Source organism: Pseudomonas sp. P9_35, from assembly GCF_034008205.1.
Lineage (GTDB): Bacteria > Pseudomonadota > Gammaproteobacteria > Pseudomonadales > Pseudomonadaceae > Aquipseudomonas > Aquipseudomonas kilonensis.
On the sequence record NZ_CP125373.1, the window covers coordinates 3,521,657 to 3,532,575 of the forward strand.

10 protein-coding genes are annotated in these 10,919 nt (G+C 64.0%); 5 read left to right on the forward strand and 5 right to left on the reverse strand.

Annotated elements, in window-relative coordinates; translation table 11 throughout:
• The first annotated feature begins 198 nt into the window (after window positions 1-198).
• Entirely contained in the window at window positions 199-600 is a 402-nt protein-coding gene (locus QMK47_RS15350) for a hypothetical protein (RefSeq protein ID WP_018610475.1), read from the forward strand.
• Window positions 601-636: 36 nt separating this feature from the next.
• On the opposite strand, the gene QMK47_RS15355 is transcribed toward QMK47_RS15350, so the two are convergent.
• The 4 genes from QMK47_RS15355 to QMK47_RS15370 all read right to left on the reverse strand — a co-directional run bounded on the left by QMK47_RS15355 (window position 637) and on the right by QMK47_RS15370 (window position 5,532).
• On the reverse strand, window positions 637-3,060 hold the full coding sequence (locus QMK47_RS15355; protein ID WP_320388646.1) for a TonB-dependent receptor: 2,424 nt from the start codon (window positions 3,058-3,060) through the stop codon (window positions 637-639).
• 270 nt (window positions 3,061-3,330) lie between these two features.
• Complete coding sequence (locus QMK47_RS15360; protein WP_320388648.1) at window positions 3,331-4,275, reverse strand: FecR domain-containing protein; 945 nt, start codon at window positions 4,273-4,275, stop codon at window positions 3,331-3,333.
• Window positions 4,275-4,784, reverse strand: a complete 510-nt coding sequence (locus tag QMK47_RS15365) for a sigma-70 family RNA polymerase sigma factor (protein WP_320388649.1) — start codon at window positions 4,782-4,784, stop codon at window positions 4,275-4,277. Before QMK47_RS15365 ends, QMK47_RS15360 begins: the two co-directional genes overlap by 1 nt.
• A gap of 226 nt (window positions 4,785-5,010) precedes the next feature.
• A complete protein-coding gene (locus QMK47_RS15370; RefSeq protein WP_013693409.1) occupies window positions 5,011-5,532 on the reverse strand; it encodes an SgcJ/EcaC family oxidoreductase in 522 nt (173 codons plus the stop codon).
• A gap of 173 nt (window positions 5,533-5,705) precedes the next feature.
• Between QMK47_RS15370 and QMK47_RS15375 the strand changes: the two genes are divergently transcribed.
• Genes QMK47_RS15375 through QMK47_RS15390 form a run of 4 tightly spaced genes read left to right on the forward strand, consistent with a single transcriptional unit; the run spans window position 5,706 to window position 10,328 of the window.
• Complete coding sequence (locus tag QMK47_RS15375; protein ID WP_253474994.1) at window positions 5,706-6,890, forward strand: sensor histidine kinase; 1,185 nt, start codon at window positions 5,706-5,708, stop codon at window positions 6,888-6,890.
• Window positions 6,887-7,555 (forward strand): response regulator, encoded by a 669-nt coding sequence (locus QMK47_RS15380; protein ID WP_214510355.1) that lies wholly within the window; start codon window positions 6,887-6,889, stop codon window positions 7,553-7,555. The genes QMK47_RS15375 and QMK47_RS15380 overlap by 4 nt, the downstream gene beginning before the upstream one ends.
• Window positions 7,552-9,864 (forward strand): ATP-binding protein, encoded by a 2,313-nt coding sequence (locus QMK47_RS15385; RefSeq protein WP_258688059.1) that lies wholly within the window; start codon window positions 7,552-7,554, stop codon window positions 9,862-9,864. Before QMK47_RS15380 ends, QMK47_RS15385 begins: the two co-directional genes overlap by 4 nt.
• A complete protein-coding gene (locus QMK47_RS15390) occupies window positions 9,861-10,328 on the forward strand; it encodes a response regulator (RefSeq protein ID WP_214510353.1) in 468 nt (155 codons plus the stop codon). The genes QMK47_RS15385 and QMK47_RS15390 overlap by 4 nt, the downstream gene beginning before the upstream one ends.
• Window positions 10,329-10,364: 36 nt before the next feature.
• Here the strand turns inward: QMK47_RS15390 and QMK47_RS15395 are convergent, their stop codons facing one another.
• A complete protein-coding gene (locus tag QMK47_RS15395) occupies window positions 10,365-10,805 on the reverse strand; it encodes a CBS domain-containing protein (protein WP_320388650.1) in 441 nt (146 codons plus the stop codon).
• Between the last annotated feature and the right edge of the window lie 114 nt (window positions 10,806-10,919).

Genomic DNA, 10,919 nt, shown 5'->3' on the forward strand with positions numbered 1-10,919 from the left:
GCTCGCGATGACGGCGGCAAATCCAGCAAGGGTCCAAGCTGACCCACCGCTATCGCGAGCAAGCTTGCTCCCACAGTACAGCGGTGGGCACGCAGTAGCGCCAGACCAGCGGCCCCTCCAACAGGCTTGACCCACATGTCGCCAGGCATCACATTGCCTGGGCCGGCGATACGTTGTGCATCAGACTTTGTGGAGCCCATGACCGCGTCGATTCCGATCCGTCCCCCCTGCCCGCCCGGCGTCTGCGATTGTGGCCGTGATGCCTTGCTGCAAGCGCCTGGTAGCGACCTGCGCATCCTTTGCCTGAATCGCCAGGAAGAAAAACGCCTGCTTGAGCGTCTGGAGAACATCCAGGACCTCGACGAACTCCAGCGCCTGCAGCAACGCCTGTACGAAAACCTGGGGATCCGCCTGAGCGTCGAGCCTGGCTACAACGAAGTGCGGACCATGCGCGGCATCGCCATCGAATTCCAGGACCAGCCCGGCCTGTGCCGCAAGATTCGCCAGTCGATTCCCGCCGCCATCCGCCGTGGGCTGGAAAAACGCCCGGAGATTGCCTGGCGGCTGCTGGATGCCCACGATCTGTTTCGCGACATCTGAACCCAGGCGGCTCCTTCCCTGGAGCGGCACCTCGGCCTAGAAATCCACCGTTGCGGAAAGCAGGTAGGTGCGCGGGGTCGACAGCGTCAATCCTGCCTCACTGTCATCCGACGCCCCGGCCGAACTCCAGTAGCGCTTGTCTGCCACGTTTTCGATGTTGGCCCGCAGGGTGATGTGCTTTTCGTCGACCTTGAACGCGTAGCGGGCGCCCACGTCGAAACGTTCCCAGGAATCGATTTGCTTGGTGTTGGACTGGTCCAGGTACTGCGAGCTGGAGTAGATGCCACGGCTGGTCAGGGTCAGGCCCTGTACCGTCGGCACGTCCCATTCGGCGCCGAGGTTGACGTTGTACTTCGGCGTGGCCGGTGCGCGGTTGCCATCGAAGGTGCCGTTGGTGGTATGGGTCAGTTCGCTGTCGATGTACATCACACCACCCAGTAAGCGGGTTCCCTTCAGCGGCTCACCAAATACACTCAACTCCACGCCGGTGTTTTCTCGCTTGCCGTTCGGGCCGAAGACACGCGTCGTCGCGTCGGTCGCATAGGCCGGCTGCTTGATCCGGAACAGCGCGGCGGTGACGGCGAACGGACCGGCATCATACTTGGCGCCCACCTCGACCTGGCGGCTGATGAATGGCGGGAAAATCTCGTCCTCATTCACCGATGTCGACGGAGCGATCTTGCCCTGGCTCAGGCCTTCCATGTAGTTGGCATACAGCGACAGCCTGTCGGTCGCCTTGAACAGGATGCCGCCCGACGGCGAAACCTTTTCCTCATCGTAGGCAGTGTCGCCCTTGACGTTATTCGTCCAGTCGTCAACCTTCACCCGCTGCCAGCGGGCACCGAGGGTCAGCAGCAAGCGATCGTCGAACAGCCCCAGGGTGTCGGACAACGCCACGCCACTGAAGCGGTTCTCGGTGTAGACCTTGTCGTCCTGTCGCGTCGGGTTGCTCGGCGTCGGGGTCTGTACCGGGTCATACAGGTTGCTGCTGCCGTTGGCGTAACGGGCGCCGCCATTTTCGAAGTCCATGTAGAAATAGCTGGCAGCCAGGTTGACCTCATGGCTCACCGGGCCGGTATGGAACCAGTTGCGCACCCCGGCCGTGGCCGTCCGGACATTTTCGTCACGGGTAAAGTCACGGGGCTGGACGGTGAAGTCACCCGCGTCGTTGGTCACCGAAACGTTGTGCCGAAGGAAGTCGTGCTCGCTTTTGCGCGCCCCCACACCGCCATACAGCATGACGGAATCGTTGACGTCGAATTCAGCGTTCACGGCGCCGAAGGTGTCCTTGGTGCGTGCCTTGCTCCAGGACTGGGCGTAGTTGTCACGCACATCACTGGCGTGAGGAACCTGTGCATTGGCGCCCACCTGCACGCGTTCCTGGGGCGCGTCGGTATTACGCTCGGTGCGGCCGATGTCCGTCGACAGTCGCAGGCGCTCACCGCGAAAATCCAGGCCCAGCACCGCCATCTCGCGGTCCACGCTCTGGTGATCCCATTCGGTATCGCCCGCCTGCTTCACGCCATTGAAGCGAATCCCGAACTTGTCATCCTCACCAAAACGCCGACCGACATCCACGGCACCGCCAAGCTGGTTGTTGGAGGCATAGCTGCCGGTGAACGAGGTGATGGGCTTGTCGGTGGCACGCTTGGGCACCACATTGATCCCGCCCCCCACACTGCCCCGCGGCGAGATACCGCTGATGAGCTGGCTCGGGCCCTTGAGGATATCGACGCGTTCGGCCATCTCCATGTCGATGGTGTAGGTCGGCAGGATGCCGTAGAGACCGTTGTACGCAACATCACTGTTGAACAGGCTGAAACCGCGAATGGTGAACTGCTCAAAGCGTCCGCCCGCCGGGTTGGTGGCACGGACCGAGGGGTCGCTGGCGATCAGGTCGCCCAAGGTGCGCGCCTGCTGGTTCTTGACGGCAGCGCTGGTGTAGGTGGTCATGCTGAACGGCGTTTCCATGAAGTCCCGCGAGCCCAGCAAGCCTTGCGAACCACGCCGCGCCACCTGTCCACCGGCATACGCCGGGCTGTCCGTCGACGCCGTGGCGCCGACAATCGAGGTGGGTGCCAGTTGCAGGCTGCCGCCTTCTGGCGCCGGCATCAGGATGTAGGCCTGCTCACCCACCGCTTGCAATTGCAGGCCCGAGCCCGACAACAGCCGGGCAAACCCCTCCTCTACGCCAAACTCACCCGAAAGCCCGGCGCTGTTGCGACCACTCACCAGGGCCGGATCCACCGACAGGTTGACGCCCGCCAGCCCGGCAAACCGGGTCAACGCCGCGCCGAGGCTGCCGGCCGGCACCTGGTAGCTGCGCCGGTCGGCTTCTTCGGCCAGGCTCGATGAGATAAAGAACGGGCTGGCGCTCAAACTCAGCATAAGGCTCAGGTTCAACAGCGGACGCCAGCCGGCAAAGGCCGGGCGCAAACGCAAAGGTGCAACTGCGGACATTGGAAAGCGCTCTCATTTTTGTTCAGTTGCCTTGAATGACAATCGAGACAAAAAAAGGGGACAGGCCTCAGGCTCGATTCCTGGCGAAACTTGCAAGCCACCCCCATCTGTGGCGAGGGAGCTTGCTCCCGCTGGGGTGCACTGTAGGAGCTGCCGAAGGCTGCGATCTTTTGATCTTTCGCTTGAGATTCAAGTGCCCGGGGAAAGATCGCTGCCTCGCTTCGCTCGGCAGCTCCTACAGACCCAGCGGGAGATCGACTTCAATTGGCCTCAGGCCATATTTTTGCGAAGTGTCAACGTGACCCAGTAGCGAGTGCGCATGTGCACGTCCAGCGGTAGGCTGGCTGCAAGCAGCGTGAGGATTCGGTCGGTGTTGTCCAGGCGGAAGCTGCCGGTGATTCGCAGGGATTCCAGGGGTTCGTCCCAACGCAACACCCCGGGGCGATAGCGGCTCAGTTCCCGCAGGAAATGCCCCAGTGGCTGGTCCTGCGCAACCAATACGCCGTCACGCCAACCCAGCTGTGCCACGTCGAACGCCTTCACTGGCCCCGCGCCTGAATCCTGGATGTTGACCTGCTGGCCCGCTTCCAAGCTCAGCAATGGCCCGCGCAAGGGTTGCAGTTGTGCCGAGCCGCTGACCACCGACACCCGGCAATCGCGTTCGCCCAGATACACACATATTTCGCCACGACCGACCGTGATGAGCCCGTAGGGTGATTGAACGGACAGCGGCGTGCGCCCGGCGAGCTTGAGGGCCATTTCGCCGCGCACCAGCACCAGGCGATGCGCCTTGAGGTCCAGGTCGACGGCGCTGTCGGTGTTCAGTTGCAGCGCACTGCCATCGACCAGCGACCAGCGCCGTTGCTCGCCCGTGGCGGTGTGCAAATCAGCGCGCCAGGCCTCCAACGGCAGCTCTCGCCCCAGCAACCAGGCGGTCGGGACCAATGCGGCGACGCCCAATGCGCGCTTGAGCACCTCGCGCCGAGCCAGCACTGGGCGGTCCAGGGTCGCCATGCCCAGGGACGCGGGCACCCCGGCAAAACGCTGGCGCAATCGCTGGGCCTTCTGCCAGGCCGCCTCATGATGAGCGCTGCTGTCGCGCCAGCGTTGCAGGGCCGCCGAGTCGAACGCATCCCCGTCGAACTCCATCAGGGTCAACCAGCGAGCCGCCGCCCGCGCCGCTTCGCGGGCTTCGGGTGAAGGGGCCGAGCGCATCAGAAGTCCACCAACAGGCAATGCTCATAGGCCTGGGCCATGTAGCGCTTCACGGTGCGTTCGGAGACTTGCAGGCGCTCGGCGATCTCGCGATAACCCAGGCCTTCAAGTTGGCTCCAGAGAAAAGCCCGCCGCACCAGGGGCGGCAGGCCATCGAGCAGTTCGTCCCAGGCTTGCAGGGTTTCCAGCAGCAGCCAGCGTTGCTCTGGCGACGGTACGCAGGCTTCGGGCAGGCTCGCCAGGGCGTCGAGATACGCCTGTTCCAGATTGCGCCGGGAGTAGAAATTGCTCAGCAGGCGTTTGCCAACGGTCAGCAGATAAGCCCGGGGCTCTTGCAGGTCAGCCAATGTCTGGGAACTGGAAAGCACCCGCAGGAAGGTATCCTGGCGCAGGTCCGCCGCATCCCAGGCATTGCCCATGCGCCGCCGCAGCCAGCCTTCCAGCCAGCTACCGTGGTCACGGTATAACGCATGGAGGGAATGCTCCGTCGACGTAACTGCATCACACATGTCCAGAAGCCTGCGCAAAGTCTTAAATGAGACTGATTCTAATTAATGTTCGCGCAGGAATCCAAGTTGTTTATGCAAAGTATGTCTAGAAACGGGTCGGAAACACCCCACCCTGTGGGAGCGAGCTTGCTCGCGATGGCGGTGTGTCAGAAACATGGATGCTGACTGATACTCCGCCATCGCGAGCAAGCTCGCTCCCACAGGCAGGTTTTTGCGAGCAGTGCGATCAGTGGCTGGCGTGCAAGGTCTTCGGCACTTCAGGCATGGCCGAAGAGTGATGGTTGATGATCTTCCACTGGCCATCGAGGCGCTCATAGAGGAAGGTGTAGCGCGCCTGGACCTCGCGCTTGGAACCGTCGGCCTGGGTCAGCGTGAAGGTATAGACACCACTGTCCATCGCCGCATCGGGGCCCAGGTGGCGGATCTCCCGGTAGTTGATTTGCCCGACCGGTTTGCCGGCCAGGAAATGCTCGAAGTAATCCTGGATCTGCGCCGGCGTGTTGCGCACCTTGTTGGAAACAGTCGGTTGCAAAATCGCATCCGGGGCGTAGAGGCCGGTCACGGCAGTGGCGCTACCGGTTTGCAGCGCGGCGTTCCAGCGGTCAAACAGCGCCGCGATCTCGCGGTCATTCACATTCTTGGGCTGCTCGGCCACCGTGCGATACACGTAAGGCGTAGCCTCAAGCGCCTGGACAAGCGGCGCGGCCAGCAGGAATAAAGCAGCAATGGCGCAGGTTTTCATTTTCATCAAAGTGGTCCTTTGGGTTTCAATGGGCCCACTTTGCCGGCCTTCCCTGCCTTCGCCATCGGCCAACCGGTGCCAATCGCCTATGCCGTTCGGCAGATAGGCCCGGCGTCGGTGACACGTTCTAATGACGCCACCGCGAACCGGACCGGTCCTCTTCCACGCTGGAGTTCCCCATGCAAAGTCCACCCCATGACCCCGGCAGTGCCCTGGCGATCCGCAGCCAATATCGCCAGTCGCAAAGCCGTGCCGCGCGCCTGGGCCTGCTGCTGGGCACCGGCCATGAACTGACGCAGTTGCCCCTGTCGGCCATGCGCCAGCGTGCGTTGCAACGGGCGTGCGCGTTCATGGCCATGGACCATGGCCTGCTGCTGGAGTGGGCGCCGGATCACCCGTTGCGCACCCTCGCCAGCCACGGCAGCGCGGAGCGACTCGAGCTGCTCGCCAACCTGGCCCAGCCACAAACGCCCGGCCCACAATGGCTGGAGTCGCCCGGCAGCGCCCTGCCCCAGGTCTTGCGGGTGCCGTTGCGTGCCTCCGACGGCGTAGCGTTCGGGGCGTTGTTGCTGGGTAACAGCGTGGCCCTCGGCGCGCCGGACAACGAAGACATCGAATCGCTGCAATTGCTCGCGACGCTGTTGGCGGCGCACCTGGAAAACAGCCGTCTGCTCGAAGCACTCCAGGCCCGCGAACGGACCATGTCCGAGTTGGTCCACCGCTTGTTCAGCGCCCAGGAAGACGAACGCAAGCGCGTGGCCTACGACCTGCACGACGGCCTGGCGCAGAATCTCGCTGGTTTGCATCAGCGCTTGCAGGGCTTCGCCGGTCGCTGCCCGTCGCTACCGCCGGCACTGGCGAACGAGCTGCAAAGTATCCTCGACCTGGCCCAAGGCTGCGTCGGCGAAGGCCGGCAACTGATCGGTGGCCTGCGCCCCCACGTGCTGGATGATTTCGGCCTGTACAAAGCCGTCGACAAGGAGGCCGATCGCCTGCGCGACGCGGGCCTGACGGTGAACTGGGCCGAACACAGCACCGCGCGCCTGCCGGGCAACACGGAGATCGCTCTGTTTCGCATTGCCCAGGAAGGCATCAACAACATTCTCAAGCACGCCCAGGCCAGCCATGTGCACCTGGGGTTGGCGGTGGACGATGGCCACGCTTGCCTGCGAGTGGAGGACGATGGCCGTGGCTTTGCCCTGGAACAACCCATCGAGACCAACGGCAGCTGCCATCTGGGGCTGGCTGCCATGCAGGAACGCGCGCACTTGCTGGACGGACACTTGAGCTGTTGCAGCCAGCCCGGCGGCGGCACCCGACTGCTGGCCAGCGTGCCGCTACCGGCCCACGGAGGACACCCATGAACTCACCTTTGCGCCTGCTGCTGGCCGATGACCACGAAGTCACCCGCACCGGGTTTATCAGCATGCTCGCCGGCAACCCGGGATTCGAGGTCGTCGGCCAAGCCCGCGACGGACAGGAAGCCCTCGACCTGTGCGAGCGGCTACAGCCGGACATCGCGATTCTCGACATCCGCATGCCCGTCCTCAACGGTTTGGGCGCGGCGCGGATCCTGCAGCAGCGCCAGCCCGGAATCAAAGTCGTGATCTTCACCATGGATGACAGCCCCGACCACCTCGAAGCCGCCATCGGTGCGGGCGCAGTCGGCTATCTGCTCAAGGACGCCAGCCGCGATGAAATGCTCGACGCCCTCAAACGGGTCGCCCAGGGCGAAGAGGCGTTGAACAGTTCGGTCAGCGCGCGCCTGCTGCGCCGCATGGCCGAGCGCGGTGCTAATGGTGCCACTCAAGTCCAGGCCCTGACCGCCCGGGAACGCCAGGTCCTGGGGCTGGTGGCCGGCGGTTTCAGCAACCGTGAAATCGGTGAAAAGCTGGGCATCGCGCCCGGCACGGCCAAGGCACACGTAGAGCGCGTCATCGGCAAACTGGGCGCCGCCGACCGGACCCAGGCCGCCGTGCGCGGCGTTGCCCTGGGCCTGGTGGCGCAACCCTCCGGGCAATGGCCATGAGGTTTCTCGCCGCCCGCCGCTGGGCCGACCTGCCCTTGCGCGGCAAGGCCCTGGTGGTGATTTCCCTGCCCCTGGTGGTCCTGCTGCTGTCGCTGGTGCTGATCTATATCACCGAACGCCAGACCGCCCGGGCCGAAGAAGATGTGCGCCGGGTGCTGCTGGTCCAGGGTGATATCCAGACAGTCCATACCCTGTTGGCCGAGGCGGCGGCCAGCGTGCGCGGTTACCTGCTGACCCGCCGCGAAGATTTCCTGCCCAGCTACGAGCAGGCCACGCCGCTGATCCAGGCCGCGTTGCAGCGCCTGGATCACAACATTCGCGACGCCAGGATGCGCGAACACCTCAAGACCATCACCCCGCTGATCGCCGACAAACTCGAGGGTTTGCTCGCTTTGCGCAACGGCAAGCGCGACGACCCCGAAGCCATCACCGCGATCCTGATCGAAAACAAACAGGTGCTGGACGTGCTGCGCGAGCAGATCAGCGCCATGCGCATACGCGAGGACGCCCTGCTCGCCGACCGCAGCGCCGCTGCCTCGGCCACGCGCATGCGCCTGTTGTTCGCCACCTTGCTGGCGGCGGTGTGCGGGCTGCTGGGGGCGATTGTCGCGGTGTTGTTCCTGTCCAAGGGCATTGTCGCCCGGGTCCAGCAGGTACAAGGCAACGCCCAGCGCCTGGCGTTGGGCCAACCCTTGTTGCCGCAACCGCCGGAGCAGGACGAAATCGGCCAGCTCGGCACGCGCCTGGTGGAGGCTGGGCAGTTGCTCGCCGAACGCGAGCGGGCCCTGCGCGACAACGAGGAGCGCTTGCGGCTGATCATCGATGGTGTGAAGGACTACGGGATCTTCGCGCTGGATGCCCAAGGCTACGTCACCACCTGGAACGCCGGCGCGGAGCGGATCAAGGGCTACACCGAGCAGGAAATCCTCGGCCGGCATTTTTCCCTGTTCTACCTGGCCGAGGAATGCCCGGCGCACCCGGACATGGCCTTGCGCGAAGCCACCCGCGACGGTCATTACATGGAAGAAGGCTGGCGTTGCCGCAAGGACGGCAGCCGCTTCTGGGCCAGCGTGGTCATCACCGCCCAATACGATGGCACCGGCGCCCTGCGCGGCTTTTCCAAGATTACCCGCGATATCACTGATCGGCGCGCCGCCGAGATCGCCCTGCGCACCGCCCGCGAAGAAGCCGAAAGCGCCAGCCGGGCCAAGAGCGAGTTTCTCTCGCGCATGAGCCACGAGCTGCGCACGCCACTGAACGCCATCCTCGGTTTCGCTCAATTGCTGGACATGGACTCCACGGCTGGCCAACGCCCCCAGGTCAGCCACATCCTGCGGGCAGGCCAGCACTTGCTGGCATTGATCAACGAGGTGCTGGACATTGCCCGGATCGAGGCCGGGCGCCTGCCGCTGAACATCGAACCGATCGCCCTGTCGACGGTGCTGCACGAAGCCCTGACCTTGGTTTCACCAATGGCCGCCGACGCCGGAATCCACTTGGCCGAGCTGCCAGCGCTGCCCGACGACAGCGGCGTGCTCGCAGACCGCCAGCGCCTGGTGCAAGTGCTGCTAAACCTGCTGTCCAACGCCATCAAGTACAACCGGCCCGGCGGTGAGGTGCGCATCGAGGTCAGCATCCAGGCCCATCAGGTGAGCATCGCCGTCAACGACACCGGCCATGGCATTGCCCCGGAACAGCTGGACCAACTGTTCAAGCCCTTCGAACGCCTGGGCGCCGATCCCCAGGTCGAAGGCACTGGCCTGGGGTTGTCCTTGAGCAAGAGCCTGCTGGAAATGATGCAGGGCAACCTGCAGGTCCACAGCGAGCCCGGACACGGCTGCTGTTTCACCCTGCAACTGCCCGGCACCCAGGTGGTTGGCGCGCACTTGCCGCCTATCGCCGCCCTGGCGGTGACACGTTCGCCTGTGGACTATCACGGCAAAGTCCTGTGCATCGAAGACAACCTGTCGAGCCTGGCGCTGATCGAAACCCTGATGCAACGCCGCCCTGGCATCCAGTTATTGTCGAGCATGCAAGGCCAGATGGGCCTGGACCTCGCTCGCCAGCACACCCCGCAACTGATCCTGCTGGACGTCAGCCTGCCGGACCTCGAAGGCCTGGAAGTCTTGCGGCGCCTGCGCCAGTCCCCGGCCACCGCCGCCACGCCCGTGCTGATGATCACCGCCGATGCCAGCGACCTGACCCACCGCGCCCTGCATGACGCCGGCGCCACGGCGATCCTGACCAAACCTATTCATATCCAGGCCTTCCTGGGCCACCTCGAGCACTATCTACCGGAGCCCGCATGAATCGCGACTTGCGCATTCTGATCGTCGACGATCAGCGCCCCAACCTGGACCTGATGGAACAACTGCTGGCCCGCGAAGGGTTGCACAACGTGCTGAGCAGCACCGAACCGTTGCGCACGCTCGATCTGTTCAACAGCTTCGAGCCGGACCTGGTCATCCTCGACCTGCACATGCCGGCGTTCGACGGCTTTGCCGTGCTCGAGCAGCTCAACCGACGCATCCCGGCCAATGACTACCTGCCGATCCTGGTGCTGACCGCCGACGCGACCCGTGACACGCGCCTGCGGGCCCTGGCCCTCGGCGCCCGGGATTTCATCAGCAAACCCCTGGACGCGCTGGAAACCATGCTGCGCATCTGGAACCTGCTGGAAACCCGTGCGCTCTATAAGGCGTTGCGCGAGTTGATCCCGGCCCAGCAGATCGAACTGTTGCGCCAGCACCGTCCCGCCGTCGACCCGGTGTAGTTCATTTGATCCAGTAGTGAAAGGAATCGGCGGGGTTTAGTGCCCGCGAATGTAGTGTTCCAACTGCCGGATCAAATCCGCCTGCTCGACAATCGCTTCTTTCACCAGGTCACCAATGGACAGCAGGCCGATCAACTGCCCGTTATCCAGCACTGGCAGGTGCCGCAAGTGGCTGTCGGTCATGACTTCCATGCAGCGGTCGATGCTCTGCTGGCAGTCGGCGGTGACCACCGGCGCGCTCATGATGGTGCGTACCGTCGTCCCCACCGATGAACGCCCCTTGAGCACCATCTTGCGCGCGTAGTCCCGCTCGCTGAACACACCCACCACCTGGCCGTCCTCGATCACCGGCAGCGCACCGACATTTTTCTCGGCCATGATCTGCAGCGCTTCGAGCACCGTCTGCTCCGGTGCGATGCTGTGGACCTGCTGGTTCTGCACACTCTTGAGTCTTACCAGTTGGGCGGCGGTCTTCATTGTTCATCCCCACATTTCAATAAAATCTGACCCGCTGTTGTGGCGAGGGAGCTTGCTCCCGCTCGGTTGCGCAGCGACCGCAAAGGCTTGGGGCCGCTCCGCAGCCCAGCGGGA